Origin of the sequence: Candidatus Electronema sp. JC (assembly GCF_048287365.2) — a bacterium.
GTDB lineage: Bacteria > Desulfobacterota > Desulfobulbia > Desulfobulbales > Desulfobulbaceae > Electronema.
The window spans coordinates 1-26,524 of the sequence record NZ_JBLWEM020000002.1; the positions used below are offsets into that span (position 1 = coordinate 1).

General features: G+C 54.1%; 23 protein-coding genes. 14 read left to right on the forward strand and 9 right to left on the reverse strand.

The annotated features are described in order from the left end of the window. Positions 1–36 precede the first annotated feature (36 nt). The 4 genes from ACNKH3_RS00260 to ACNKH3_RS00275 all read right to left on the reverse strand — a co-directional run bounded on the left by ACNKH3_RS00260 (position 37) and on the right by ACNKH3_RS00275 (position 3,331). Complete coding sequence (locus ACNKH3_RS00260) at positions 37–1,212, reverse strand: NADH-quinone oxidoreductase subunit D (protein WP_420207804.1); 1,176 nt, start codon at positions 1,210–1,212, stop codon at positions 37–39. A 65-nt stretch (positions 1,213–1,277) separates the two neighbouring features. Continuing rightward, positions 1,278–1,694 carry an alternative ribosome rescue aminoacyl-tRNA hydrolase ArfB gene (gene arfB, locus ACNKH3_RS00265; protein ID WP_420207805.1) on the reverse strand — a complete coding sequence of 139 codons (417 nt, stop codon included), beginning with the start codon at positions 1,692–1,694 and terminating at the stop codon, positions 1,278–1,280. A 12-nt stretch (positions 1,695–1,706) separates the two neighbouring features. Further along, on the reverse strand, positions 1,707–2,957 hold the full coding sequence (gene nuoB / locus ACNKH3_RS00270) for an NADH-quinone oxidoreductase subunit NuoB (RefSeq protein ID WP_420207806.1): 1,251 nt from the start codon (positions 2,955–2,957) through the stop codon (positions 1,707–1,709). Beyond that, positions 2,948–3,331: an NADH-quinone oxidoreductase subunit A gene (locus ACNKH3_RS00275; protein WP_420207807.1), complete on the reverse strand. Its 384-nt coding sequence runs from the start codon at positions 3,329–3,331 to the stop codon at positions 2,948–2,950. Before ACNKH3_RS00275 ends, nuoB begins: the two co-directional genes overlap by 10 nt. A gap of 256 nt (positions 3,332–3,587) precedes the next feature. Here ACNKH3_RS00275 and ACNKH3_RS00280 point away from each other — a divergent pair, with 256 nt between their 5' ends. From ACNKH3_RS00280 to ACNKH3_RS00290, 3 genes are read left to right on the forward strand one after another with little or no spacing between them, the layout of a single operon-like run. Further along, positions 3,588–4,994: a M48 family metalloprotease gene (locus tag ACNKH3_RS00280; RefSeq protein ID WP_420207808.1), complete on the forward strand. Its 1,407-nt coding sequence runs from the start codon at positions 3,588–3,590 to the stop codon at positions 4,992–4,994. Positions 4,995–5,036: 42 nt separating this feature from the next. Next, the gene (nikR, locus tag ACNKH3_RS00285) at positions 5,037–5,447 is read left to right on the forward strand and encodes a nickel-responsive transcriptional regulator NikR (protein ID WP_420207809.1); all 411 of its coding nucleotides are present in this window, start codon (positions 5,037–5,039) and stop codon (positions 5,445–5,447) included. Between the two features lie 12 nt (positions 5,448–5,459). Continuing rightward, on the forward strand, positions 5,460–5,903 hold the full coding sequence (locus ACNKH3_RS00290; RefSeq protein WP_420207810.1) for a PPC domain-containing DNA-binding protein: 444 nt from the start codon (positions 5,460–5,462) through the stop codon (positions 5,901–5,903). Between the two features lie 29 nt (positions 5,904–5,932). Here the strand turns inward: ACNKH3_RS00290 and ACNKH3_RS00295 are convergent, their stop codons facing one another. Then, complete coding sequence (locus tag ACNKH3_RS00295) at positions 5,933–7,009, reverse strand: DUF4469 domain-containing protein (protein ID WP_420207811.1); 1,077 nt, start codon at positions 7,007–7,009, stop codon at positions 5,933–5,935. A 252-nt stretch (positions 7,010–7,261) separates the two neighbouring features. Here ACNKH3_RS00295 and ACNKH3_RS00300 point away from each other — a divergent pair, with 252 nt between their 5' ends. From ACNKH3_RS00300 to ACNKH3_RS00325, 6 genes are all read left to right on the forward strand, one after another. Continuing rightward, complete coding sequence (locus tag ACNKH3_RS00300) at positions 7,262–8,236, forward strand: DUF2971 domain-containing protein (RefSeq protein ID WP_420207812.1); 975 nt, start codon at positions 7,262–7,264, stop codon at positions 8,234–8,236. A 135-nt stretch (positions 8,237–8,371) separates the two neighbouring features. Beyond that, a complete protein-coding gene (locus ACNKH3_RS00305) occupies positions 8,372–8,605 on the forward strand; it encodes a type II toxin-antitoxin system Phd/YefM family antitoxin (RefSeq protein ID WP_420207813.1) in 234 nt (77 codons plus the stop codon). Then, a complete protein-coding gene (locus ACNKH3_RS00310; RefSeq protein ID WP_420207814.1) occupies positions 8,605–9,033 on the forward strand; it encodes a type II toxin-antitoxin system VapC family toxin in 429 nt (142 codons plus the stop codon). The genes ACNKH3_RS00305 and ACNKH3_RS00310 overlap by 1 nt, the downstream gene beginning before the upstream one ends. Before the next feature lie 25 nt (positions 9,034–9,058). Beyond that, entirely contained in the window at positions 9,059–11,587 is a 2,529-nt protein-coding gene (locus ACNKH3_RS00315) for a TIGR03960 family B12-binding radical SAM protein (RefSeq protein ID WP_420207815.1), read from the forward strand. Between the two features lie 70 nt (positions 11,588–11,657). Continuing rightward, on the forward strand, positions 11,658–11,981 hold the full coding sequence (locus ACNKH3_RS00320; RefSeq protein ID WP_420207816.1) for a CU044_2847 family protein: 324 nt from the start codon (positions 11,658–11,660) through the stop codon (positions 11,979–11,981). A gap of 12 nt (positions 11,982–11,993) precedes the next feature. Then, the gene (locus ACNKH3_RS00325; protein WP_420207817.1) at positions 11,994–16,277 is read left to right on the forward strand and encodes an eIF2A-related protein; all 4,284 of its coding nucleotides are present in this window, start codon (positions 11,994–11,996) and stop codon (positions 16,275–16,277) included. Between the two features lie 94 nt (positions 16,278–16,371). Here the strand turns inward: ACNKH3_RS00325 and ACNKH3_RS00330 are convergent, their stop codons facing one another. Next, the gene (locus ACNKH3_RS00330) at positions 16,372–16,515 is read right to left on the reverse strand and encodes a hypothetical protein (protein ID WP_420207818.1); all 144 of its coding nucleotides are present in this window, start codon (positions 16,513–16,515) and stop codon (positions 16,372–16,374) included. 6 nt (positions 16,516–16,521) lie between these two features. On the opposite strand from ACNKH3_RS00330, the gene ACNKH3_RS00335 reads away from it, so the two are divergent. Continuing rightward, positions 16,522–17,094 carry a TIGR03936 family radical SAM-associated protein gene (locus tag ACNKH3_RS00335; RefSeq protein ID WP_420207873.1) on the forward strand — a complete coding sequence of 191 codons (573 nt, stop codon included), beginning with the start codon at positions 16,522–16,524 and terminating at the stop codon, positions 17,092–17,094. 168 nt (positions 17,095–17,262) lie between these two features. Beyond that, positions 17,263–18,312, forward strand: coding sequence for a hypothetical protein (locus ACNKH3_RS00340; RefSeq protein ID WP_420207819.1), 1,050 nt, complete (start codon positions 17,263–17,265; stop codon positions 18,310–18,312). Positions 18,313–18,667: 355 nt separating this feature from the next. Here the strand turns inward: ACNKH3_RS00340 and ACNKH3_RS00345 are convergent, their stop codons facing one another. Beyond that, positions 18,668–18,823, reverse strand: coding sequence for a hypothetical protein (locus ACNKH3_RS00345; RefSeq protein ID WP_420207820.1), 156 nt, complete (start codon positions 18,821–18,823; stop codon positions 18,668–18,670). Positions 18,824–18,829: 6 nt separating this feature from the next. Here ACNKH3_RS00345 and ACNKH3_RS00350 point away from each other — a divergent pair, with 6 nt between their 5' ends. From ACNKH3_RS00350 to ACNKH3_RS00360, 3 genes are all read left to right on the forward strand, one after another. Beyond that, positions 18,830–19,348 carry a TIGR03936 family radical SAM-associated protein gene (locus ACNKH3_RS00350; protein WP_420207874.1) on the forward strand — a complete coding sequence of 173 codons (519 nt, stop codon included), beginning with the start codon at positions 18,830–18,832 and terminating at the stop codon, positions 19,346–19,348. A 167-nt stretch (positions 19,349–19,515) separates the two neighbouring features. Then, entirely contained in the window at positions 19,516–19,935 is a 420-nt protein-coding gene (locus ACNKH3_RS00355; RefSeq protein WP_420207821.1) for a hypothetical protein, read from the forward strand. Positions 19,936–20,053: 118 nt separating this feature from the next. Continuing rightward, positions 20,054–21,370, forward strand: coding sequence for a D-alanyl-D-alanine carboxypeptidase/D-alanyl-D-alanine-endopeptidase (locus ACNKH3_RS00360; RefSeq protein WP_420207822.1), 1,317 nt, complete (start codon positions 20,054–20,056; stop codon positions 21,368–21,370). A gap of 3 nt (positions 21,371–21,373) precedes the next feature. Here ACNKH3_RS00360 and folE2 read toward each other — a convergent pair whose 3' ends face one another. Both folE2 and ACNKH3_RS00370 read right to left on the reverse strand, forming a co-directional pair. Continuing rightward, positions 21,374–22,189 (reverse strand): GTP cyclohydrolase FolE2, encoded by an 816-nt coding sequence (gene folE2, locus ACNKH3_RS00365; protein WP_420207823.1) that lies wholly within the window; start codon positions 22,187–22,189, stop codon positions 21,374–21,376. A gap of 134 nt (positions 22,190–22,323) precedes the next feature. After that, entirely contained in the window at positions 22,324–26,388 is a 4,065-nt protein-coding gene (locus ACNKH3_RS00370; RefSeq protein ID WP_420207824.1) for an AAA domain-containing protein, read from the reverse strand. Between the last annotated feature and the right edge of the window lie 136 nt (positions 26,389–26,524).

Here is a 26,524-nt window from a genome sequence, read left to right on the forward strand (position 1 = left end):
GCGGAAGAAGGCATCATGGCGTGTCACCTGTGTTTTCTAACGGTCAATGTCCGGGATGACCAAATCGAGCGTGGACATGATGGTGATCAGGTCGGCCACCTTGTGTCCGGCGGCGAGTTCGTTCAGCACGCTGAGATTGGAAAAGTTGGGCGAGCGGTACTTGAGCCGGTAGGGCTTGGTGCCGCCGTCGGAGACGATGTACACGCCGAGCAGGCCGCGCGGAGTCTCCACTTGGCTGTAATAGCTGCCTTTCGGCAATTTGTAGTTCTGCTGCGGCTGGCTGCGGTGCGGGCCGCCGGGGAAGCGGGCCGCAGCCTGCTCCAATATCCGCAGCGACTGGGCCATTTCCTCCATCCGCACTTGGCAGCGGTCGTAGCTGTCGCCGGTGCTGCCTAAGGGAATGTCGAAATCAAACTGATCGTAAATCGAATAGGGATCGTGCTTGCGGACATCATAGCTGATGCCGGAACCGCGCAGCACCGCGCCGGTACAGCCATAGGACAGAGCTTTTTCCGGCGAGAGGATGCCGATGTCCTTTGTCCGCTCCAAGAAGATGATGTTCTTGTTGAGCAAATTGCTGTACTCGTCCAGCACCTTGGGCATTATCTTGAGCAGATGCTTGACTCTTGGAATAAAGGTGTCTGGCACATCGACTGAAGAGCCGCCAGGCCGGAAATAGTTCACAGTCAAACGTGCGCCGCACAGCTCCTCGAAGATATCGTTGATCAGCTCACGTTCACGGAAACCGTAAAAAAAGGTGGTGAAGGCACCCATGTCCATGCCGAGCACGCCCCACCAGAGCAGATGCGACTGAAGCCGTTGCAGCTCACAGATCATCAGCCGGATGTATTCGCCGCGCTCCGGCACGCCGATGTCAAGGGCCTGCTCCACCGCCATGCAGAGGCAGAGGTTGTTGGAAAAGGCGGAGAGATAGTCGAGACGGTCGGAAAGATGGATGTTCTGGACGTAGGTCTGATTTTCGGCCATCTTCTCAATGCTGCGGTGGATGTAGCCGAGATGCGGCACCACTTCCACCACCGTCTCGCCGTTGAGCCGCACCACCACGCGCAGCACACCGTGGGTGCTGGGATGCTGCGGCCCGATGTTGACGAAGAACTCCTCGGCTTCCTCGTCGTCCGGCGGCGGCAGCTTGAAGCCTTCCGGCAGCGTGTTTCCGTCAAGACTGTATTCGCTGAATGATTCTGTGATCATTTCCTTCCCGTTCTTTTCCGTGTCCGCCGCTGTCAACATATCGCCGCCGCATTGCGGAACATTGCTTAATTGTCCAGCACTTTGCCTCGCAGCAGCTTGATCTTGCTCTGCCGCACCTTGCTTTCCAAGCGTCTTTTTTCCGATGCCTGAGTCGCCTTCGTCGGTTTTCTCGCCTTTTGAACCGTCAACGCTTTTTTGATCAAGTCCCGCAGCCGCTCCAGCGCGTCCAGACGGTTCTGCTCTTGCGTGCGGTATTGCTGCGCCTTGATGATGACCACGCCATCTTTGCTTATCCGCGCATCATTGAGGAGCTGCAAACGCTGCTTGCAGATGTCCGGCAGCGATGAAGCGTTGATGTCAAAACGAAGATGAATCGCCGAAGCCACCTTGTTCACATTCTGCCCGCCAGCTCCCTGCGCCCGAATGGCCAGCAGCTCAATCTCGTGATTATGGATGGAGATGTTGCGGGAGATGTGGAGCATGGCTTTGCACCGTTAATACGGCCTTTTCACCACCCGCGTTGGATCATCATAATCCTTGCGGAGCGGATAGCCGGGAAAATCTTTTTCCAAGAAAATCCGCCGCAGGTCTTGATGATTGCGGAAACGGACACCGAAGAAGTCATACACCTCGCGCTCATGCCATTCCGCGCCGAGATAGAGATCGGATATTGTGGCAATTTCCGCACCGCCGTCTGCATCTTTTGCTGCCCGGCTGCGCAAGAAGAGCTTGTGGCCGTCGCGGCAGGAAAGCAGCTGCACCACAATGTCAAACGAGTCCTTCCAGTCCACGCAGGTGAGCTGAATGAGCATGTCCAAGCCAAGGCTCTGCTCGTTTTTCACGTATTCGGCAAATTCACGGTATTGCTCAGGCGGCACGACCAGATCGAGGATATAATCTGAGCCAAGCTCGGCAACCTGCTTTGGGGTAATACCCGGATGATCATAGACCTCAACAGTAGGGAATTTTTCCTGAATCATTTGCAGCAGCGTCCAGTTGCTGATGCCCTGCGCCGCCGGTTTCCGACGCGGAACAACTGGAAATTCCTCTTTCTTGACGCGGGCGGACTTGGGCGCGGAGCTGGCCGGATTGTCGCGCTTGAACTGCTCCCGCGCCTCACGCAGCTCCTCGTCCTTTCGTTTTTCCTGGGCGGCCCATTCTGCCTGCGCTTTGCTGAACAAATCCTCAAACGGAACGTTCAGTGTCTTATGCACCCGCCACGGATGGCGGCGGCCTTCTTTTTTAATCTTCTCCTGAAGCTGCAAGATGCCTTGAATCAGGGCCTCAGGACGGGGCGGGCAGCCGGGAATATAGACATCCACCGGCACTAGCCGGTCGCCGCCTTTGACTACCGCGTAGGAGTCATAATAAAACGGCCCGCCGGAGATGGCGCAGGAACCCATCGCGATGATGTATTTGGGCGCGGGCATCTGCTCGTAGAGGGTGACGAGATTCTTCGCCATCTTTTCATTGATCGTGCCGGCAAGGATGATCATGTCCGCCTGACGGACGCTGGCACGCATGACTTCGTAGCCGAAGCGGGCCAAGTCATGCCGGGCGGCGATGGTGGACATCATCTCAATCGCGCAGCAGGAAGTGGCATAAACCAGCGGCCAAACTGAATTTGCCCGCCCCCACGCCACTAGCAGCTCGACCGCGTCAACTAGCTTGATACCGCCAGGTAGTTTTTCAATCAGCTCGCCGGACTGTCTGACCAAGGCGGATGCGCCGTTGTTTACTCCCATACCAGAACCCCCTTGCGCCACGCGTAGAGCAGGCCGGAGAAAAGAACAAAGACGAAGCCGAATAATTCAAGATAGAGCAGATTAATAGTGACTGCGCCAGCCGCACCGTTGGCCACTGCTCGGAAAATTTTCATGCAGGGGAAGAGGAACAGCGTTTCTATGTCGAAGAGGAGGAAGAGCAGGGCGAAGATGTAGTAGGCAACCTTAAAGCGGATGCGCGCTGCACCGATGGGGGTTTCAGAACACTCATACGCCTGCCGTTTGCGCAAGCTATCCGGCGAGCGATACGAAAGCAGCCAAGCTAGCAGCATCGCACCGCCTGCAAAAATAGTCCCAAGAAAGGCCGAGAAACCTATCAATATGTAGCTGTCCATGAGTGCTGACAAGGCTGAATTCATGTTTCTGCTTCAAGCTGTTGTGTTACTCGCCTAGAGGTGAGCATAGCATAAAGAATATATATTACCACTACTTTCAAAGTCGGTCAAATAGATAATAACTATAAGCTGAATTGATGAGCCGGAATGCGCACTGTTTCTGCCAGACACTGGAGACTGCCCGCTTGACGTGGGCAGCGGCGGCAGGGTACTATGCAGGAGGCTGTTCTTACCTCCTGAAAAGCGGAGCAACTCAATGACCAGACTGCTTCAGTACGCCACCGTCCTTCTGGCGACGGCATGGCTTCTTCTGCCTCTACCAGCACATAGTTTCAGCATCGGTGAAGAGCGACTGCTCGGCGAGCAGCTCCTATACGCTGTCCGCACGGAATTTGACCTGCTTGACGATCCTGACATCTCCCAGTACATCAACAATCTTGGCCAACAGGTGCTGGAGATCGCTGGGCCGCAGTATTTTGATTACCATTTCTTTGTAGTCAAAAACGATCAGTTCAATGCCTTTGCCGCCCCATCCGGCCTGATCTTCTTCAATACCGGTCTAATCAAGGTCATGAAGAACGAAGACCAGCTTGTCAGCGTTATGGCTCACGAGGTCGGGCATGTGGCCAGCCGTCACATCGCCTCACGCATGGAAAAACAAACCAGAGTGACCGCTCTCAGCATGTTGTTTGGCCTAGCAAGCATTGCCGCAGGCAATCCACAGCTCACTCAGGGACTATTCACCAGTGCAATGGCGGCAGGCGCGAGTGCGAGCTTGAGTTTCTCCAGGCAAGACGAAGAACAGGCTGATCGGTTGGCATTTGACTGGCTGCGGAGCATGGATCGCGATCCTGCTGCGATGGTGGGAATGCTGAAAATCCTCCGTCGAGTGGCTCGCTACAGTTCTGAACAGCTCCCACCCTATTTACTCACCCATCCTAATCCTGAAGACAGGCTCCATTACGTCCAATCCCTGATGGAGCGGCACAAGAATGAGGATACTCTCAAGAAGTCAGCAGGAGATGGCTTTGCCTTTCTCCGCTTCAAGTACCGGGCAATGGCCCAGACCTTGGAGCCGGAGATGATGCGCAACGCCTGCGCCGCAGTCATTGCCTCAGACAAAGACCCGCAGGAGATTGGTTTGGCCCGCTACGGTCTAGCTCTTCTCAGTGCCAAAGAGATGGACTTTAACAACGCGGTTCGGCTGATGGAACAGGCCCGGCAAGACTGTCCAGGCCGGGAAATTTTGGATATCGACCTTGCTGTCCTTCAGCTTGAGGCCGGACAGATCGACCACGCTCTTGAGATACTCCGTTTGGCGCATCAGCGTAATCCTGCTGACCTCTATGCCGCCTTTCATCTCGCCAGGGCTTTGGAAAAGATTGGCGATCTGGCCGGAGCGGAACGGCTGCAATTGGAGATCACAAAGGCCATCCCAGATTATCCGCAGGTGTATTACGAGCTGGGCCGCCTAAAATCCCGGCAGAATCAGGTTGGCGCGAGTAATTTCTATCTGGCCAAGCATTATCTGTACAAAGGCCGGATGCAGTACGCCAAACAATATCTGGAACGAGCCAAAAAAGATCAGACTGTGTCCGCTGATCTGCGTGAAGAGGCCAAAACCATTTTAGAGCGGCTGAAAAAACTGGAAGATGCGTCGTAGCACCTACAACTTTACAGGTAAAACAGAAAAAAAGGCAAGGCCATGCTGAAACGATTCTCCGTCTCTCTGGAAGAAGAACTGCTGGAAAAATTTGACGACTACATCGGTAGGCACGGCTATTCCAATCGCTCCGAAGCAGTGCGCGATTTGCTCCGCAGCAAGCTGATTAGTGAGGAGTGGGAGCAGGACAGCGAGGTGGTTGGGGTTGTCACCCTGGTTTATGATCACCATCAAGCCAAGCTTCAAGAGCGGATCACCGAAGCCCAGCACGATTTTTTCCAGCTCATCACCTCGTCCACCCATGTCCACATGGATCATCACAATTGCTTAGAAGTGACCATCGTCAAAGGCCATGCCTCTGCTGTGCGCGAGCTAGCCGAGCAGATGATCGCCCTGCGGGGAGTGAAGAGCGGCAATCTGACCATGAGCAGCACCGGCGACGGGCTGCACTGACAGGAGGACGGCATGGAATATCGGACAGGCTCTGTGGGGAGGGTGATTGCGGCCCGCTTTGATCACGGCGAGGACTTTCTCGCCGGGCTGCGGGAGCTGGCGCTGCACGAGGGGATCGCCAGCGGCTGGTTTCAGATCATCGGCGCGCTGGGCAGGGCAGGGGTGGTGACTGGCCCGAAAGAACCGGTGGTGCCGCCGGAGCCGGTCTGGCGCGAGGTGGAGGCGGTCTGCGAGGTGATCGGCACCGGCTCAATCCATTTGGACAACGGCGAGCCGAAAATTCATCTCCATGCCGCCTTGGGCGACCACGGCGAGACACTTACCGCCTGCGTCCGCCGCGACAGCCGGGTTTATCTGACCTTGGAAGTGCTGCTCTTCGAGCTGAACGGCCTCGGCGCCTCCCGGCCTTGGGACGCACCGGACGGCTTCAGCAAGCTGCGCTTTGCGGCACTATGATGAGTTGCAATATTTAGAAGTCATCGGCTTCACGCCAGCTTCACATCCAATATGTCCGCCAGCCTGCCGCCGTACTGGTCGTGAACCAGCTTCTTCAGGCTGGCATAGTCATTCACGCTGATCGTCAAACTGCTCACTGCCGAGCCGCTGAAGCCTAGCAGGGTCAGTTCCCCGTTCGCAACCGCAGGGACTTCTGTGCCTTTCGCGCCATCTTCCTTCATATCCAGCAGGTTGAAGAGCAGGCAGTCTTCAACTGCATCGAAAATCGCCTGAATGCGCAGTCGCTCGTCCGCTGACACGCTGCCGCCGGTGACGCTGACCAAGGGGCTGGCTCCATTGCCGCTGAGGATGCCGGTCTCCGGCGGATTGGGGTGGCCCATCCTCTCCACAAGAAGCGGGCTGCGCAGCCGCGTGCGGTAGAGGCCGGTGCGCGGCGTGCCGTGCTCGGTGTACTGAGTGGTGATGCTCAGGCTGCATTCGTTGTTCCACGGCTGCGCCTGAGCCGGGATGTCCGGCACCAGCAGGATCTCGCTGTTGGCGACCGAGGCGAAGGTGCTCTGCTTGACCGTGCCGCTCTCCGTGCCTGCAATGACGCAGCCGCAGTCCGGGTCGTCCTCGTCAAACCAGAGATTGCTGCCGGTCAGGCGCAGCACGCCGTCAGGGTTGAGCACGTCGGCCAGCTTGAGCTTGGTGTCTTCGCTTGAAGTGACCTGCGGCAGCTTCTCGTTCATCGGCAGCCGTTCCAGCTTGGCCTTCTGGCGGACGGTTTGGACAAAGGAGCGGGCCGCGTACACTTTGACTTGCAGCAGCTCATTGGCGTTCGGCAGCGGGTCATCCGGCCCGGCCATTTTCCCAGTCATTGAGGGATGAAAGGTGAAGGCATCCTCCAGCGTCACCTGCCAGCCGTTGATCAGCTCCTGCTGAATCCAGTCCATGATCAGCGGCGCGACCGAGCGGAGCAGCTCGGCGTTGTACACCGGATTGGCCGTCGAGATGTCGGCGGCCATCTTGTCGTAGCCGGATGTGCCGCGCGGCACGACTTGCGGACGGTAGGACTGGGGTTTGGTGAGGGCATTGACTTGGGGCCGCCATTGAATGGTTGTCATGCTGATTCTCCTGTGAGAAAGGTGGGATAACGAGGGAGGATGCTGCCGCTTTCAGGCAGATTAAAACGGCGCTGCGGTCTTGTCAATGGAATTGTCAGCAATGCTGCGGCGCAGAGCATTTTTGCCGGAGGATGCCCCATGCCTTTGCCAGAACATAGGCTATGGTGATTGAAGAGCATAGGCTGTGGCAGGTGCAAACCATAGCTTATGCTCGTGCTGCGGACAGGTTAAGCTCGGCAGGAGCATAACGTTATGCTCCCTCTGTGCATAGCCTGTCCAGAGCAGGAGCTTAACCTGTGTTTTGGAGTGAGCATAGGCTGTGCTTCGGTGATGGTGCCACCTAAACTGCTTGCGGGGTGTGGAGGAGAGAGGTATTTTAAGGAGACGGAATATTGGAGTTATACAGAAACTATAGAATCAGCCAGAAGAGGAAGTAAAGAGATGCTAACGTCAGAATCGCAGACAAATCTCGAAACAGTGCCTTTATACAAATACATGTCATGTCCTGAATGTGACCAGACAAGACAGAAGTGGATGAAGCATATTCTTGTTAAACACCAGCTATTTTTCGCAAGTCGAAAAGGTTTTAACGACCCATTCGACTGCGCTATTGGGAACTTGTCACAAATATCTGGCACCTTCTTGAAGAGGTGGGCTGAGGAATCTGTAGATCGTCTGCTTCCCAACCACAGCGAAACTGAAAAGTCAGACATGATAGATAAGCTGATGCCGGTCAACACACTCGAAGGTATTCGCCGAGGACTTCAGGATGCAGTCGATAAGGCAGGTATAGCCTGTTTTTCTACGGTGAGAGATGACATCTTGATGTGGGCACATTATGCAGACAAACATCAAGGATTGTGCCTCGAATTTGATGGTTCCTGCAACTGTAAGTTCTTCGGTGTCGCTCAACCTGTGGAACATGAAGATTACACGCCAATCCTTTTGCATGAAGATAAAGAACATCAGATGCGCAGAGTGATTCTCACGAAGTCCAAACACTGGTCGTATGAAAAGGAGTATAGGATTTTTAGACCAGAAAAGGCTGAAGAGTACATCGACTATCCAGTTGCGTTTTTGACAGGGATCATTTTTGGCTGTAGGACATCGGATAACGTCCGTGCATCAGTCAAGCAATGGGTTAAAGAAGGAAACTGTCGAGTAGCCTTCTTCGAGGCCCGTCCGAAAGCAGCAGAATTCGGTCTTGATATAGTGCGAATAGACTGATGACTTCACCTGTGAGCATGTTGAACAATTTAACGTAGCAATCTATTTCCATATTTCTGCCTTGTCATAAACAGCCTTCTGCTTCACCTCAAGCATTGGCATGGAAGAGTTAAAACAGAACGTCAACGAAGAATTATGCTGGAAATGAACGTGAAAGAGGCCAGGTCAAAGTTTGGCAGGCTGCTCAGGCAGGTTGAGCATGGTCAAGATGTTCTGCTGACAAGGCGCGGCAAGGAAGTTGCTTGTCTGGTTCCACCAAGGAAAACTGATCGCCTGCCCAGCCTGAAAGAGTTTCGCCAGAGCATCGTCGCCCCGGAGCATAGCCTCAGTTCTGCTGTCATAGCTGCACGAGATGAGGAGCGCGGCTGATGTCTTGCTACATCGACACTAGCGTTCTGGCTGCGTATTATTGTCCTGAACCGCTCAGTGAGCGGGCAGAGGAGCTGATTCTTGCCGCAGAGAATCCTGCTGTAAGTCATCTGACGAGGCTTGAGCTGATTTCGACAGTATCCAGAAAGATCAGGGAAGGCATGGCGCGTGAGGACGGCTTAAAGATCATCCACCAATTTGACCGACATCTTTTCAAGGAGAAGCTGTACCGCCTCTTGGAGATTGAGGAGCATCATTACACTATGGCCGCCGGGTGGATTGCCCAGTGCAGCACGCCGCTGCGCACCCTTGATGGCCTTCATCTTGCGGCGGCTTGCACAGCGCATCTGACCTTGCTCACTGCTGATGTCCGTCTTGCCCAAGCAGCGCAGTTCTTCGGGCTTGACGTGACGCTTCTTGCTTGCTGACCCAATGACAACCGCCTCAATCCTCATGAATACTACCCTTTCCCTCGACTCCATCCTCCCCTTGGTGCGCAAGCCGGGCCGCTACATCGGCGGCGAGCTGCACGCGGCGCGGCCTGATTACGCGGCGGTTGATCTTTCCTTCGCGCTCATCTTCCCGGACTTGTACGAGATCGGCATGTCGCACCAGGGCTTGCAGATACTGTACCACATCCTCAACCGCGAGCCGGGCTTGGCTGCCGAACGCTGCTTCTGCCCGGATACGGACATGGAGGAGCAGCTCCGCCGCCACAAGCTGCCGCTCTTCTCGCTGGAATCGCGGCGGCCCTTGGCGGCCTTCGATGTCATCGGCTTTACGCTGCCCTACGAGCTGTGCTTCAGCAACATCCTCACCATCCTTGATTTAGCGCAAATACCGCTGCGGGCGGCGGAGCGCGGCGAGGCTGCGCCCTTGGTGATCGGCGGCGGGTCCTGCTCGATGAATCCTGAGCCGCTGGCTGACTTCTTCGATGCCATTGTCTTGGGCGACGGCGAGGAGGTGATTCTGGAAATTGCGGCTGCCTTGCGTGCTGCCAAGCAGGAAGGCTTGTCCCGCAGCGCGAAGCTGCATCGGCTGGCGGAGATTGCGGGCGTGTACGTGCCTGCGTTCTTTGCGCCGCAGTATGAAGGTCAGCAGCTCAAGGCTGTCCTCCCGCTCAAGCCGGGTTATACACACATTCGCCGCCGTATTGTTTCCCAACTGCCGCCGACCGAGCTGCTCGAACGCCCGCTCGTGCCGATGGTCAAGCCAGTGCATGACCGCCTCGGCGTGGAGATTGCGCGGGGCTGCACACGCGGCTGCCGCTTCTGCCAAGCAGGGATGATCTACCGCCCGGTGCGCGAACGCACGGTCGAGCAGGTGATGCGGCTGGCCGAGCAGGGCATTCAGAACTCCGGCTTTGGCGAGCTGGCCCTGCTCTCGCTGTCCACTGGCGACTACTCCTGCCTGCCGGAGCTGCTGACCAAGCTGATGGACCGCTTTGCCGAGGAGCGTGTCTCGATCTCCCTGCCCTCGATGCGGGTCGGCACGCTCACGCCAGAGGTCATCGCCCAAATCAGGCGGGTGCGCAAGACCGGCTTCACCGTGGCCCCGGAAGCAGGCACTGATCGGCTGCGCGAGGTGATCAACAAGGGCATCACCGAAGCGGATTTGCTCGCAGGCTGCCGTGATGCCTTCAATGCGGGCTGGAGCGTGCTCAAGTTTTATTTCATGATCGGCCTGCCCACCGAGACGCTGGAGGATGTGGACGCGATAGTTGACTTGGCGGCGCGGGCGCGGCGCGAGGCGAGCGGCAAGAAGGCGGACATCAACGTGGCCGTCTCCACTTTTGTGCCGAAGCCGCACACGCCGTTCCAGTGGTGCAGCCAGATTTCGCTGGATGAGTCAAAAGAGCGCATCCAGCGGCTGATGAAAAAGCTGCCGCCCAAGGGCTACAAGCTGAAGTGGCACGACCCGGAGCAATGCCTGCTCGAAGGGGTGTTCTCGCGCGGCGACCGCAGGCTGTCGCGTTTATTGGAAGAGGCGTGGCGGGACGGAGCGCGGCTCGACGGCTGGAATGAGCATTTCTCGCTGGCCCGCTGGCAGCAGGCGGCAGAACGCATCGGCATTGATCTCGAATTCTACCTGCGCCAGCGCGACCGCAGCGAAGTCCTGCCCTGGGATCACCTCAGCAGTGGTGTTGACCGCAGTTTCTTGGAGCGCGAATACGAGCGGGCGATGAAGCGCGCCTATACCCCAGACTGCCGCAATCAGGGCTGCCAGAACTGCGGCCTCTGTGATTTCAAGAGCATCAGGCCGTTAGTCAATCCGCCAAAGGAGGTAGCAGCAAGTGCCGCGCCTGCGGTTCAGAAGCAAGAGCGGGACAAGAACAGCCAGCCGACCATCTTCCGCTATCGCGCCGATTACTCACGCCTTGGCGATGGCCGCTTCATTGGTCATCTGGAGCTGCTGAATCTCGTCTTCCGCGCCTTGCAGCGGGCCGGGCTGCCGGTGCTCTTCTCGCAGGGCTTCAATCCCACGCCCAAGGTCTCCTTCAGCCCGGCCTTGCCGGTGGGCGTGGAGAGCGAGATTGAGTTCTTCGAGGTGGATCTTGCCGAACCCATCCGCCGCCCGGCAGAGATGCTGGACGAGCTGAACCGGCAATTGCCGAGCTTCATGGCGATCACTGCCCTTGCTTTGGCCAAGAAAAAGGCCCCGGTCAATGAAATCATCAGCTATGACTGCCTGCTGCCGGAGAGCGTGGATGCAGAGCAGGCAAGAGACAGCATCGCCGCCTTTCAGGTCGCAGAACGTTTCTTGCTGGAGCGCAGCCGCAAGGGTAAAAGCCGTGAGTTTGATCTGAAGGAGTTCGTTAAGAAGCTGGAGCTGGGCGAAGGCGGCAGGCTGCTGCTTGACCTCTATCACCCCTGCGCTGAAGCGGGCATCGGGCCAAGGGACACGCTGGCAGCGGTCTTTGGCTTGGAGGACGAGCAGGCGGAGTTAGTGAGGATTGTGAAGGCGAGGGTGAGGGAGGTGTGATGTTCTTTCTGAGTTACCAACTTGGTAATATCGAACCTTTATCTATTGCATGGGTATTGTCATGAAAACCATGAAGAAACTCGTCGAATTTGAACTGGACGGCCAGCCGGTTTACTTTGAAACCGAGATCAGTGAAGCGGAAGGAATACGCCGAGTGAGCCGGGGCGGTGGGGAGGACGAACCGGAAAAGGCGGTTTCCCGCTTTACCGAAGCCGTGGCCCGCATCAAGCCAGCCGCCGAAGTGGTGTTGAACGCTTTCAAAGAGATGAACACCCCGGATGAAATTTCCCTTGAGTTTGGTCTGAATTTCAAGGCGAAGACTGGCGTGGTGTTTGCCTCAGCCGACAGCGAGGCAACTTTCAAGGTCTCTCTGAAGTGGAGCAACAAGAAGTAAGGCCAGACTTCCGTGTCCTCTTTAAAATCCGCCCTGATCCGCATCCTGACCGACGACAAAAGCCCCCGCCAACCTGTCGGAGCTGGTTTTTTAGTCACATCACGTCATGCGCTGACATGCGCCCATGTGATCAATGATGCGCTGGGACTCAGGCGAGATGCCGCTGAACATCCTGATATTCAGATATGGATAGATGTTCCATTGCAGCCTGGCCAACCCCTCTTGCAAGCAAAAGTTTTGCATTGGTTTCCGATGAGGGAGGAGTCTTCTGTCGGCGAGATAGAGGACATTGCCGTGCTGGAGTTGTCATCTGACGTGCCGCTGCCTGCCGAGCTTCAGTCTGCGCCGATAGTGAGACTGGATAGCGGCGACAAGTCCTTTTTTGCCCATCAAGTGCAAATGTGCGGCTTTCCCGCAGGCATTGATGATGGTACTTATGCCAAAGGCACTCTGCAAGACTTGACAGCCAAGGGCTGGGTGGAGATTCATCATCAAGGTCTTGAGTTAGTTGAAGAAGGCTTCAGCGGCACAGCGGTCTGGGCTATCAAAGAGAGTGCAGTCTGTGGCATGATCGTCAGTGTACTGGACAGGAGGAATGCCGCCACAGTTGCCTACATGATTCCTGCTTCCACGCTGTTCAGCGCCTTCCCGGACATGCCGCTTCCGGTCAATCCGTACAAGGGCTTGGAAGCGTTCCGGGAAAAAGATGCGCACTTTTATTTCGGCAGAGATGAGGCGATCGCGCATCTCAAGAAAATTCCTGAAACGCAGTCCTTCACGGCAGTCATCGGCGCGAGCGGCAGCGGCAAGTCCTCGCTTGTCTTTGCCGGGCTGGTTCCGGCCCTACGCAAAAGCGGCGATTGGCTGGTTGCCGACTGCCGCCCTTTGAACCAGCCATTTTATGAGCTGTCTGTCCGCCTTGTTTCCTTTCTGTATGAAGACCCTTTGCAACGTTCAGAGAAAACGGAAGAGCTGAAAGCGAACTTTGACGCAGGCACTGTCTCGCTGTCCAGCGTCATCAGTCAGATCAGAGAGCGGCACGATCGCCGCCGTTTTCTGCTTATCATTGATCAGTTCGAGGAACTGTACACGCCGAATGCGGACAAAGTTCTTTCCCGGTCATTTCTTAGTCAAGTGCTGGAGGCCGCGCAGACGGAAGGCTTCAGTGCAGTTGTCACTCTGCGGGCAGATTTTCTTGCCGCTGCGGGAAGCTGTGGTGTTTTTGCCGGGATATTGAACAGCAGTTCGCCGGTGTTCATCCCGTCAATTGACAAGGAGAATTTGCAGCAGGTGGTTGAGCGTCCTGCCGCTCTTCAGCATGTCGCTTTTGAGCCAGGGTTGGTGGATTTGATTGTCTCTGAAGCTGGCGACAGCCCCGGCAGTCTGCCGCTGCTGGAATTCTGCCTGACGCAGCTTTGGGAAAAGCAGGAATGCAGACAGATAACCCACGCGGCGTATCAAGACATCGGCGGGGTAAAGAACGCAATTGCCGTTCATGCTGATGATGTGTGCAATCTCTTCAATGCGGCGGATAGAGAACGGGTTCGGCATATTTTTCTTAAGCTGGTGCGTCCCGGCCAAGGCACTGAAGACACTCGGCAGGCGGCGGTCTTTGCTCAATTCGAGCCGGAATATCATGGACTGATAAAGCGGCTCGCCGACCGGCGGCTTCTTGTGACTGGACAAGATGCGCACAGCCGCGAAAGCACAGTCGAGATCGTTCATGAGGCATTGCTTCATCACTGGACGACCTTGCGGGAATGGGTGGACAAAGAACGGAATTTTTTGGTATGGCGAGAGAAACTAAAGGTGCTTCTGCGGCAGTGGCGGGAGAGCAAGCAAGATGACAGTGCGCTGCTGCGCGGTCTGCCATTGGATGAGGCGTTGAGGTGGCGGGGAAGTCATGCGGGGTATTTGGCGGAGGAAGAGCGAAGGTTTGTTGAGGAGAGTGAAGCGGCGCGGGTAAAGCAGCGAAGGAGGAAGAGCACCGCCTTTGCTGCCGCGTTGCTGATTGCTGCGGTAGTTGTGGCAGTAGTTTTGGTGCTGTGGAAAAATGCCGAGCAGCAGCGAGGGGTTGCCGAGCGGAAAACCGTTGAGGCAAGGTATAATGTTGCAAAGGCTTTTGAAGGTAAGGCGTTAACTGCTCTCAAAACAGCGGACAAAGACGGCACTGAAGCATACAAAAAGGTGGTGTTGTTTTCTTCTGCTGCGTTAGATCAGAATGTTGAGGGATTTGGTTTGTCGCCAGATTCTACAGCAGTTTTGTTTACTGCGGGAGTATTTGGGAATTCGCTGGCAGAACAATGGATTTCTCCGCTACAGCAGGGTGTTGTCCGAAGTGTGGCTTTTAGTCCTAATGGTAGATACATCGCTTCAGCTTCCGATGATAAAACAGTGCGGATTTGGGACAGCACGATAGGCAAAGAAGTTAATGTGCTACAAGGGCATACCGATTCCGTCTGGAGCGTAGCCTTCAGTCCAAATGGCAGGCAAGTTGTTTCCGCTTCTGGAGATAATACGGTGCGGATATGGGATGTTGAGACCAGTAGAGAATTGATGGCTCTTCAAGGCGACAAAGGAGTTAGGCAAAGTGTAACCATCAGCCCTGATGGCAAACAAGTGGCTGCAACTTCTTCTGGTCAGGTTGTACGAATTTGGGATATAGAGACCGGCAAAGAGTTGGTTCTTATAAAAGAAGATAGTGCAGTCAAAAGCATATCTTTCAGCCCGGATGGGAGGCTGCTTGCTTTGGCATATAGTGGCAATAAACCCGTGCGGATACTGGATACAATTAACGGAGAAGAAGTAAAGTCGTTAATAGGACATAATGCCTATGAAGTCTGTAGCGTGTCCTTTAGTCCTGATGGTAAGATTCTTGCTTCAGCATCTTGGGATTTTAAGTTTTCTATTGATAATACGGTATGGCTTTGGGATGTTAAAATAGGAAGAGAGCTTAAGGTGTTAAAAGGACATACTGATGCTGTACTTAGCGTGTCCTTTAGTCCAGACGGCAGCAAAATAGCCTCTGCTTCCGCAGATAAGACGGTTCAGATATGGGACATTGCAAATGGCACTGAACTGAAAATTTTGACAATACCCGAGGCTGCTGTCAGCGTATCTTTCGGTGCAGACGGCAAACGTGTAGCTGTAGCTTCTATTGATAAAAGAGTGAGGATATTGGACAGCGCAACAGATGAAGAATTCAAAATACTCACAGGGCACACAAAAGATATCCGCAGTGTGTCTTTTGATCCAGATAGCAAAAGGATAATTTCCGCATCTTCGGATAACACAGTTAAAACATGGGACATCAAGACAGGGAAAACACTAAATCTGCTGCAAGGACATACTTCTGCTGTTAACAGTGCAATATTTAGTCCTGATGGTAAACAGATTGCTTCTTGTTCATTAGATCATACAGTGCGTCTTTGGGACAGTGAGACTGGCAGAGAACTTCATGTTCTGAACGGACATTCCAGCTATGTTTGGAATATCAATTTCAGTCCTGACGGTAACCAGTTAATTTCAGGACCAGAGGACGACAACCTACTGAAATGGGATAGTAAGACTGGGAAAATTCTGGACGTGATGAAGAACAGGTGGCATCCAGGTCTCTGTTTCAGTCCTGATGGAAAGTTGATTGCTTCTTCATCAGGCGGGATTATCGAAATATGGGACAAAGAAACAGGAAAAGAACTTAATGAACTAAAAGGACATGCTGAAAATAATTATGTTGGAGGACTGGTTTTTAATTTTGATGGAGAAAGACTTGCCTCATGTTCTGAAGACAAAACAGTACGAATTTGGCACACAAAAACCGGCAACGTGCTATTTGTCTTGAAAGGACATACTGATCAGGTCAACAATGCAGCTTTCAGCCCTGACGGCAAGTTGTTGGCTTCAGTCTCTAATGATAAAACAGTGCGTCTTTGGGACAGCAAGACCGGAAAAGAAATTGGAACACTGAAAGGTCATAGGGATACTGTTTATGATGTCGCTTTTAGCCCTGACGGCAAGTGGCTGGCTTCCGGTTCTGATGACAAGACAATACGGATTTGGGATATGCGTTCGTATACCCTTTTCCTACACGACTCCAAACCCACCCCACTCTACCACACCTTCATCGAAGCCGTAAAATTCCTCTGGCAATTAGACGTGCAGGGCCTTGAAATCGTGCATAAGGAACGCAGCCCTGCGGACATGAAACGCTTCGGCAGCCTGCTCTCACCCCCGCCGCCCGGCCAAAGCAAATTCGACCAAGTGCTGGAATGGGCGGAGAAGCAGCAGGCGCGGTAGAGGACATTCATCAATTACCCGAAACGCGATATTCAAGCGTATGCAAAAATAGATATGGCGACCTCACCCGTAATCTATACGGCTGGTCGCTGTTTCAAAACAGAAACTTCACGATGTTTCTCGCGGCTCGCTTCTGCGCGTCGCCAACAAGCAAGAGCGGGACAAAAACAGTCAGCCGACCATCTTCCGCTATCGGGCCGATTACTCCCGCCTTGGCGATGGCCGCTTCATTGGTCATCTGGAGCTGCTCAACCTCGTCTTCCGCGCCTTGCAGCGAGCCGGGCTGCCGGTGCTCTTCTCGCAGGGCTTTAATCCCACGCCCAAGGTCTCTTTCAGCCCGGCCTTGCCGGTTGGCGTGGAAAGCGAGATCGAGTTCTTCGAGGTGGATCTTGCCGAACCCATCCGCCGCCCGGCAGAGATGCTGGACGAGCTGAACCGGCAGCTACCGAGCTTCATGGCGATCACTGCCCTTGCTTTGGCCAAGAAAAAGGCCCCGGTCAACGAGATCATCAGCTATGACTGCCTGCTGCCAGAGGGCGTAGATGCAGAGCAGGCAAGAGACAGCATCGCCGCCTTTCAGGTCGCGGAACGCTTCCTGCTGGAACGCCGCCGCAAGGGTAAAAGCCGTGAGTTTGATCTGAAGGAGTTCGTCAGGAAGCTGGAGCTGCACAAAGACGGCAGGCTGCTGCTTGATCTCTATCACCCCTGCGCTGAAGCGGGTGTCGGGCCAAGGGACACGCTGGCAGCGGTGTTTGGTTTGAACGACGAGCAGGCGGAGCTGGTGCGGATTGTGAAGATGGGGGTGAGGGAGGTGTGAGTTGCTGTGCCCTGTCGCTAGGCTGGAAGAAGGGTGCAGGCTCGCAAGAGCCGCACCTTTTTTGCTCCGCAGCTATGTGTCTTCCTAATTCTTCTTGATCTAACCGCTCCAATGTGATATGAAAAGTCCTGCCTGTTCACTCCGCAACCCCCTTTTTGGAGAATGATCATGTTTTTGCGGCCTATATCTTTCCTGTCCCGCTGCTCATTTTTTCTTGCCTCTCTGTTTGTCCTATTAGTTTCCTCTGCGAGCGCAGCATTTTTTGACGATAATGCTAAAGAGATGAGAATAAAAAAAGAAGAAGAAATAAGAAGAAAAATAGAAAGTCTTTCTTTTTGTTCAATATTTCCATTATCAAAACGCGTAGTTGGAATTCCAGTTGTTCTAAATTATAATAAAGAATTTTTTATACAAAATTACAAAGAAAATTACGAATCTATCGAAAGGCTTACTTCTTACTACGAGTCTCATTATGTCATGTCAAGATATTTTGAAAAATTAATAAGACGAAGTGAGGATTATTTTGAAATAATGAAATTATTCATTAACGCTTGCAGTGTAACAACAACGCATGATATAGATATGCTTTACGCATGCGAGGTCAACAGATATGATACGGGTAATGGTAGTTATCTATATTCACTTGCAAGCGCAAGTCGATTTTGTGATTATGTTGATGAATATAGTCAATGCTATAAAGAATGGCAAAAAGAATGCTCTGAAGCATGGTATAAATGGGGTAGATGGCTGGAAATTTTATCTAAAATGATGCATCATTCTGAGGTATATCAAGATGATAGTGATAATTTTTTTAAAAAATGCCAAGAGAGATTAAGCTCTATGGAAGCATACAATGAATCTACTCAACACCTTCCTGTTGTTAATGAATATTTAAATAAAATGTGCGGGGAAAGCAAGTCAAGCAGTAATGTATACTGTAATATGTCCGCTAAAATAACTTGTATTTCTGATGCTATTTCATTTTTTTCAACGAAACTTCCCTTGTCAAGGCTTCCGCATTCAGGAAAATTAATAATGATTAATAATATTATAGGCGCAGCAAATACAATTGCAACATACCTATTCTGTGGAAAGCAAATAAATATTTCATACGAAGCTGGATGGGCCAGTATATTTTCATCTGTTTTTAAATTTGAAACTAGCTTGGCAGATGCTGTAAGCGTAAATGAATGCGCATTCAATTTGCTTGGATTGTAATTTTTAATTTAAACAAGTAAACCACCGGCTCTGCCGGGGGACTCCCGAAGTTTGACAGTTCTGGGAATATTTTTTTTGTAATTGGGGCAGTGGCATGACGGTGTCATATCCGCTTTTCCCTCTTGGTTATGAAGTGCCTGTCGGGTGCAAAGAGATTTCCCCGTCATGCAGCACTTCCGGTTGCGATCAGGCCCCTTTGAGGGGCCAGCAACCGCAAGCCACCGGCTCTGCCGGTGGTACTTGACTGTTACTATAAGTAGCACTGCTTTTATCCAAATTGCATATTTGGAAAAGCGAAGCAATTCTAACTATTCTTTATAGTTTTCCATTGCCGCAAAATGAGTAACCTGCACAGTTAGTCGCCGTTTCGTAACAGAAACTTCACGATGTTTCTCGCGGCTCGCTTCTGCGCGTCGCCAACAAGCCGGAGCGGAACAAGAACAGCCAGCCGACCATTTTCCGCTATCGCGCCGATTACTCCCGCCTTGGCGATGGCCGCTTCATTGGTCATCTGGAGCTGCTCAACCTCGTCTTCCGCGCCTTGCAGCGAGCCGGGCTGCCGGTGCTCTTCTCGCAGGGCTTCAATCCCACACCCAAGGTCTCCTTTAGTCCAGCCCTGCCGGTTGGCGTGGAAAGCGAGATTGAGTTCTTCGAGGTTGATCTCGCTGAACCCATCCGCCGCACGGCAGAGATGCTGGACGAGCTGAACCGGCAATTGCCGAGCTTCATGGCTGTCACCGCCCTTGCTTTGGCCAAGAAAAAGGCTCCGGTCAATGAGATCATCAGCTATGACTGCCTGCTGCCGGAGAGTGTGGATGCCGAGCAGGCAAGAGACAGCATCGCCGCCTTTCAGATCACGGAACGCTTTCTGCTGGAACGCCGCCGCAAGGGCAAGAGCCGCGAGTTTGATCTGAAGGAATTCGTTAAAAAGCTGGAGCTGGGCGAAGGCGGCAGGCTGCTGCTTGACACCTCTATCATCCCTGCGCTGAAGCTGGTGTCGGGTCAAGAGACACTCTGGCAGCGGTCTTTGGTTTGAAGGACGAGCAGGCGGAGCTGGTGAGGATTGTGAAGGTCAGAGCAAGGGAGGTTTGAGCAGCGTGATCGGAGCTTTTTTCACAGCGAGCCTTGACATAGATTGCTTGGCAATGCTATTCTTTTAAAAGATGCTGCTATGAATAAAATAAACAAAAAGAGGGTGCCGCCATGAAGAAATATATTCTGCTGCTTGTCGCAATCATTATTGCTCAGGTTTCTGTTGGTTATGCCGACGAAAGGGAACCTATTAGGATCGAGAAGACAAAAAGAGACTTTGGTAAAATAGCTGTTGTCCGTACCGACTTGAATCCAGAGAAGCTGACAAAGCTTTTTTTTGAATCATGCTCTCATCCTAGTATAGGTATTCTAAAAAATTGCACGGGCTATCTGTATGAAATCACCAAAGAAGGATGGCTCGGCAAAGATCGCATAAGTTTCAAACAGGAAAAAAAATGGAATTCTATAAATTTAGCTGCCGGAACCTATTACATGAAGATGAGCAGCTATCAAGGAAGGACATATTATGCGACTGGAGAGATATCCATAGTGCCCTTTGTGACAAACTTTGTCCACGTCGCACTGGAATAATCTCCTAAATCCTGCAAGTGCATAAAACGTTGAGGGAAGAGCAATGTTCTCCCTCAACTTTTTTCATCCTGCCTTCAACCCTCCTGCCGCAGCCAGCATCCACCCAAGCAGCACACAAATGCGTTCCTATATATTTTATCTCTTTCTTGCTCTGCTGCTTGCCGCCAGCCAAACCGCCCTTGCCGCAGGCTGCCCGCCGCCCTACGCCGGGCTGATTCAGAACGGCGCGTATGCGGTCGCTGACCTGCAAGGCAACATCGTCGAGGGCTGCAATCTTGACACGCCCTACATTCCGGCCAGCATCCTCAAAGTGCCGACCGCGCTGGCCGCGCTGTCTGTCTTGGGGCCGGACTACCGCTTCAAGACCCGCTTTTACACGGACGCGGAGGACAGCCTCTACATCCAAGGCTTCGGCGACCCGATGCTGATCCCGGAGGAAATCCGCAGTATTTTCAATGCGCTCAAACTGCGCGGCCTGCGGCAGGTCAGAAACATCTACATCGACGCATCCCAATTCGCCCTTGAACATCAGTCGCCGGGCAGCGAGTTCAGCGACAATCCCTACGACGCGCCGGTGGGGCCGACAGCGGTCAATTTCAACAGCGTGCCGGTGCGGATGACGCGGGAGGGCCTTGTCTTCTCCGGCGAGCCGAACACCCCCTTTCTGCCGCTGATGACGGAAGCGGCTCAAGGTTTGTCAGCAGGCAGCCGCCGGATCAACATCTGCCGGGGCAATTGCAACGCCGACCGCGAAATGGCCCGCTACGCCGCCCAGCTCTTCCGCGCCCTGCAAGAGGAGGCGGGCATTCCCGGCCAAGGCCAGCTTGCGCTGAAACCAACGCCGCCCACAGCCCGCCTGATCTACGAGCACCGCAGCAGCAAGAACTTGCAGGAGCTGACCTCCTCCTTCCTCAAATTTTCGTCAAACTACATTTCCAATCTGGTGTATCTGGCTGTTGGCGCGGAGAAATTCGGCTGGCCCGCCACGTGGGGCAAGGCGAATCAGGCTGTGCGGCAGGAGCTGGAGCGGCAGCTTGGCGCAAAGACCGCCGCTGACATTGCCCACCGCGACGGCTCCGGCCTCTGCCGCACCAACCGGGTCACGGCGCGGGCGATGCTGGAGGTGCTGCGGGCGTTCCGGCCTCATGCCTGGCTGCTGCGCAAACATGGCGGCGTGCCGGGCAAATCAGGAACCATGAGCGGCGTTTATAATTACGCCGGATATTTGGATGACGGCAGGGCCTACGTGATCCTCCTCAATCAATGGGGCAACAAGCGCGGTCAAGTGCTGGAGCTGCTGCGGAATGGCGGCGTGCCGAAGCGGGCGGCTGCGGCCCACAAACCGGCAGTGCACGCAAAAAGACCGGCCAAGGCTTCAGCCGGAAAGCGGGCGGTGATCAGCAGGCAGAGCAAGAAAAAGCCGAAACGGAAATAAGTTTCAGGGCGCCTGCTGCCGCTTGTCGCGGGTGATCACCGCGATGGCGGAATGATTGTGGATGGACTCCACATTCTCAGACTCCACTTCATACGCGACGATGCGCTCGTCGGCATTGAGCTGCACCGCAATATCCCGGACGATGTCCTCAACAAACTTCGGATTCTCGTAGGCTTTCTCGGTGACGTATTTCTCATCTGGCCGCTTGAGTATGCCATAGACCTCGCAGGATCCAGCCTGTTCGACAATTCTGATGATTTCCTCAATCCAGACGAATTTCTTCAGCTCCACTGTCACCGTGACATAAGAACGCTGATTGTGCGCGCCGTACTGCGAAATTTCCTTTGAGCACGGACAAAGGCTGGTGATCGGCACCACGGTTTTGATGAATACCGCATATCTGCCGTCCACCAGCTCGCCCATAAGGGTGACTTTGTAATCCATCATGCTGGTGATGGCGGAGACAGGCGCAGTTTTTTTGATGAAATAGCAGAAGCTCAATTCCAGATAGGCATCTCTGGCATCGAGGAGCTGGGTCATCTTCAGCAGCGTGTCTTTCAGAGATTGCAGGGTGATGGCAAACTCATCCGTATTAAGTATCTCGGCAAAGCGGGACATGTGCGTGCCCTTGAAATCGCAGGGCAGATTGACGTACATGCTGCATTCAGCCACGGTATGCTGGCCTTTGTGCTGCTGATCCTGCACATAGACCGGCAGCCTAAATTTTTTAATCCCCACCTTGTTGATGGCTATTCCTCTGGAATCCCCCATATTTTGAATGTCTGGAAGAATTTCTGTCGTCATGCGGGGCAGGGTCATGATGGCGTCTCGGCAGGATTCAGCGGCTTGATTGCAGGGCAGAATATTGAATGCCCCGAACATTAATGAAGATGCGCGGGACAGGCAAGCCTTTTTTCGGGTATAGAAATTTGGCTCGCCGAGCACGCCTTGCATCATGATCCGGCGACCTCTATCCCTATGCGCTCCAGCAGCGGCCAGAGCGGCGCAAGAGCCTTGTCTGCGTCGGCGTAATAGAGGCATTCGCGGATGCGGAAGAACTGCCAGCCGCAGCGTTCGAGCTGCCGCTGCCGGGCCAAATCAGCGGGATAGCTTTTCAAGTCGTGCCAATAGTCGCCGTCGCACTCCACCGCCAGTTGCGCCTTGCTGCCCTGAATCACCAAATCAATTCGTCTGCCTGCGAATTCATACTGCGGAACAACGCAGTATCCTTGTCCTGCAATCTGAAGGGTAACATCCACCTCAAACCAGCTATCAAAATCAAAACGTTTGAGTTTGGGCGCGGATTCTGTCTTTCTGTCCGCCTGATGCGCCTTCAGCCGCAGTTCCTCAAGTTCCTCAATGTTTAGACATTGAATGTCGCCATTCGGGGCATCCTTGTTCTGAAAATGCTCCAGCAGCCTGCGCCGCAGGCAGTTGCTTCCCAAACGAGGCTCGTTGAGCGTCAATGAGTGAAAAAGCCACATCTGATCCCGCGCCCGGCTGGCGGCGACATTGAAACGTTGCGCGTATTGGTTTGTCTCTCCAGGCTCAGGCACGGGCAAGGATGTGAATCTGGCATTCGGCGCGGCCACCATGCTGAGAAAAATGATGTCCCGCTCATCCCCCTGAAAGCTGGGCGGATTGCCGCAAATGACCTTGCGTTTCTGCATTTCTTCCGCGCCAATAGTTTCCACCAGCAAGCCTTGAATCAGATCAGCCTGCGCTGCGCCTTGCAGAACAACCACACCAATTGATTTGCCCTGATACCGCTCATCTGAACAGCATTTTTTCACGGTCTCAGCAATGGCTTCAGCTTCAGGCCGGTTGATGACCCGCTGGCCGTCCCCTTCCCGATAGCCAGTTTCCACAAAGACCGATTGCAGCGGCTCCAAGCGGTCAGGCAAATAGCGGCGAAGTGGAACCAGATCGCCCTTGTAACAGAGTTTGCTGCTGAAGCGGATGATTTCCGGCATACAGCGGAAATGCTCCAGTAGAGTAATTTTTTGATTTTTCCCACTGAAAAGAACATCAGCATGATCAAAGAGGCTTGTCTCAAGGTCAAAGGACTTAGCAAAAGGAAAATCATGCAGCCATGTGCGCATGAGATGATGCACCTGCTCCTTCTCTATACCCACGGAATCTGGACTGACCTGTTTATCGTCGCCGACCACAATCAGGCGTTTGCCAAGCAGGAAGAGCGGCAGGGCTTCCGGGCCGCACTGTGAAGACTCATCCACGATTATGATGTCAAACAATCCGCTTCCAGCATTGACTGTCTCATACACCTGATGCAAGGGCATAATCCACGCGGGCACAGCATCCCGGAACTGGCTGAGGTGATATTGAGCATCTCTTCGATAGACGGAAACAAATTTCCCTTTTCCTGTTTTTCCAATTTTCTGCATTGCCTTTGGCCAAGCAGTCAAATGCTTGCGGTGCATATCGCTCATCCGCTCAAAACAGCAGCTCCATGCCTTTTCTGCGGCTAATTTGCCAAGATCACGCTGTATTTCCTCCTCAAGCCGCTGGCTCTGCCGCAGCAGGGCGGACAGATCAGTTTGCAGAAATTTCTTCAGCCATGAGGATGCCTGCGCCCAAGTCCATGCCTCTTCCAGTTGTGCCAGACGCTGCGGCCAGAGCTGCCATTCACGCCCGCTGTTCAGCTCTGCCGCCAAATGAGGCGCAAATTCAGCCATTTTTGCAATAATTTGCTGTTTTGCCTGCATCTGTTTTGCTTTCTTGGCCAGAGCGTCAAGTTCCCCAAGCAGACGGGCATACGCGGCACTGTCCCGTTCAGCAATGCTGGCGGCAAGCTGTCCAGCTACAGGATGCGCTTTGGGATTCTTGGCCAACTCAGCAAAACGACACTGCAACTTATTGATTGAGCTGCTTATCTGCTCCTGATGCAACCAAGCCAGAACCGCTTGGCAATCTTCGGCCAGCTCCAGCATGGCTGCTTCAGTCCATTTTTCCACGTTCAGCCCGCAGGCTTCTGCCGCCGTCCGCACCTGCTTCTGCGTCTGGCGCAGCCGAAGCGCATTCTCCAGTGCCTTGTGCATTTCATCCAATTGAACAAGCTGCAAGCGGAACGGGCCAGAATCACGCTTCGCCCTACCTTGCCAGCAAGACCAAGCCTGATCAAGCTGCTGCTCAACAGTCAGCCAAGCAACGAGTTTTTCCAGCGGCTCCAAGCTGAGACAGTCCTGCCCGTCCACTTTGACTTGGCTGACCATGCCGCCATGCTTGCGTACCGCCTCTGGTTTGAAAATCCAGCGGCCCGCTGTTCCGCCTGCTTTGAAATGCTCATGCAATTCCTTGACAGCGGACAGCAGGGCTTTTCGGTTGATGTCCGGCGGAATCTCAACGTCAGCCGCTTTGCTTTTTTTGGCCGCCAACTCTTCAAGACCGCTGACACTTTCCTGCGAGAGCTTCAGCAGCTCCCGCCAAATCCTGCTTTTACCGGCCAGCACATCATCCGCCGCCTTGTCTATCCACGGCATCGGCTTCTGCCGCAGTGTGCGAAAAGCTGCCGCCATGTCCTGCGCCTGCTGATGCAGGGAGCGCACCGCCTCCTTGCCGTTTTCTCCAAGGAAAAGAAGCGTTGCCCCTGATCCGTGTTGCAGACGTTTTGCTCCCGGCGCAGCCTTTTCCTTGGCCGCAGCTTCTTTTTGAAAAGCCGCCTCCACCTTGCTGACTGGCGGCAGCGTTTCCGAGGCAGGAAGCTGCAAGGTCAGCTCCTTTTCGTCAGCCTGAGAAATTTCGGCAAAATATTTGCGAAGGAAATCAGCCTCATTGCCTGCCAAAGGCAGCGGCGCATCTGCGGGAATGGAATCTGTGAACCAAGCAAAGTTGTCCGCATCGCTGCGGAGCTGGCGGGCAATTTCGGCGGCAGTGCCGGAACAGCGGCCACCGGCGAGCTGATGCTTGAAGGTCTCCTGTTCGCGCAAGGCGAGAATCTGCTGTTCAGCGGCAGCCTTGGCCTTGCGTGAGGCATGAAGCCGCGCTTCCAGCTCATCTGTGCGGCGGCGGTTCTCGGATTCATCCCAGTCTTTCCATTTGTCAAGGATGCCCTCCACGCTCCGGGCCAGCGAGCTTTTTTCCTCTCCCAACAAACTGATGGCAAGAGGCCGCAGCTCTTCCGGCAACTTGCCATGCAGCACCTGCAACGCCTGTTTCGTCTTTGCGGTCACTAAAATTCGCTGGCCGGTTGCCAGCAGATGCGAGATGAGATTGGCGATGGTGTGAGATTTGCCGGTGCCGGGCGGCCCCTGCACAAGCACCCCGGCCTGCATGTCCAAGGTGCGGATGATTTTCTTCTGCTCCTCATTGGCGGGCAGAGGAAAATACAACTCGCCGGGAGGCTGGCCCTCCCAATCTGGCGGGAACTGAACAGGCGGATTTTTCGGGAGAATGCCGCAGAGCGGCCCGAACCCTATCAGCCTTTCAGCAGGCTGGGCCTTCAGTTCGGTCAGAAGCTGATCAAGCCCGCGCTGACTGCGTTTCCGTAAAATCAAGGCCGGAGCATATTCCAGCAGCGGTCTGTCCTTGCTTGGCTGCTGCGCAGGCTCCAGACGATCAGGTTGATATTCTCCCTGTCCGCCTGCTCCCAAGGAATGGGCAATCTTGCGCAGAACAGCATCCAGCCCGGAGCGGTCATAGACTGCCGTGCTGACTGCGGCCCGGCCTTCAGCAATCAGACTGCGGGCATCAAGCGGCTGATCGTCGAGCATGTCCAACTCAATCTCGGCCTTGTCGCTGTCCTGCCGAACTGTGAACAGCCCTTTTTCCGCCTCAAAAACCAAGGAAACTCCGGCAACCGCCATGTGCCGTTTGATTTCCTTGCCGCCGCTGTTCCGCCAGCGCAGCAGGCCCAGCCCCAAAACCAGCTCAGACTGCTCGCCGCTTTTTTGCAGCTCCTGATGCAGCAGGAACAGCTCTTTGTACGCCTGCCGGACAGGATCGTCCTCGGCCCAAGGCAGCCACGGCTCTTGAACTGCCGGAAAATCCTTCAGATGCAATGTTCTGACTGGTTCCGCTTCACTCTCCGAATTGGTTTTAGCGCAGTCAAGGATGACAGACGGCTCCAGCTTCGGCGGTTCCTTGCAATCTGCCGACGCATATTGCCGCAACCAGAGAACACTGTCATCAGGAGGC

Coding starts and splice junctions, on each gene's coding strand:
- ACNKH3_RS00330 (WP_420207818.1), bottom strand. CDS start 16,515: ATGACCAATGAAGCGGCCATCGCCAAGGCGGGAGTAATCGGCCCGATA.
- arfB (WP_420207805.1), bottom strand. CDS start 1,694: ATGCTCCACATCTCCCGCAACATCTCCATCCATAATCACGAGATTGAG.
- ACNKH3_RS00340 (WP_420207819.1), top strand. CDS start 17,263: ATGTTTTTGCGGCCTATATCTTTCCTGTCCCGCTGCTCATTTTTTCTT.
- ACNKH3_RS00320 (WP_420207816.1), top strand. CDS start 11,658: ATGAAGAAACTCGTCGAATTTGAACTGGACGGCCAGCCGGTTTACTTT.
- ACNKH3_RS00305 (WP_420207813.1), top strand. CDS start 8,372: ATGCTGGAAATGAACGTGAAAGAGGCCAGGTCAAAGTTTGGCAGGCTG.
- ACNKH3_RS00315 (WP_420207815.1), top strand. CDS start 9,059: ATGAATACTACCCTTTCCCTCGACTCCATCCTCCCCTTGGTGCGCAAG.
- ACNKH3_RS00260 (WP_420207804.1), bottom strand. CDS start 1,212: ATGATCACAGAATCATTCAGCGAATACAGTCTTGACGGAAACACGCTG.
- ACNKH3_RS00345 (WP_420207820.1), bottom strand. CDS start 18,823: ATGACCAATGAAGCGGCCATCGCCAAGGCGGGAGTAATCGGCGCGATA.
- ACNKH3_RS00310 (WP_420207814.1), top strand. CDS start 8,605: ATGTCTTGCTACATCGACACTAGCGTTCTGGCTGCGTATTATTGTCCT.
- ACNKH3_RS00300 (WP_420207812.1), top strand. CDS start 7,262: ATGCTCCCTCTGTGCATAGCCTGTCCAGAGCAGGAGCTTAACCTGTGT.
- ACNKH3_RS00360 (WP_420207822.1), top strand. CDS start 20,054: ATGCGTTCCTATATATTTTATCTCTTTCTTGCTCTGCTGCTTGCCGCC.
- nuoB (WP_420207806.1), bottom strand. CDS start 2,957: ATGGGAGTAAACAACGGCGCATCCGCCTTGGTCAGACAGTCCGGCGAG.
- ACNKH3_RS00275 (WP_420207807.1), bottom strand. CDS start 3,331: ATGGACAGCTACATATTGATAGGTTTCTCGGCCTTTCTTGGGACTATT.
- ACNKH3_RS00355 (WP_420207821.1), top strand. CDS start 19,516: ATGAAGAAATATATTCTGCTGCTTGTCGCAATCATTATTGCTCAGGTT.
- nikR (WP_420207809.1), top strand. CDS start 5,037: ATGCTGAAACGATTCTCCGTCTCTCTGGAAGAAGAACTGCTGGAAAAA.
- ACNKH3_RS00295 (WP_420207811.1), bottom strand. CDS start 7,009: ATGACAACCATTCAATGGCGGCCCCAAGTCAATGCCCTCACCAAACCC.
- ACNKH3_RS00280 (WP_420207808.1), top strand. CDS start 3,588: ATGACCAGACTGCTTCAGTACGCCACCGTCCTTCTGGCGACGGCATGG.
- ACNKH3_RS00290 (WP_420207810.1), top strand. CDS start 5,460: ATGGAATATCGGACAGGCTCTGTGGGGAGGGTGATTGCGGCCCGCTTT.
- folE2 (WP_420207823.1), bottom strand. CDS start 22,189: ATGACCCTGCCCCGCATGACGACAGAAATTCTTCCAGACATTCAAAAT.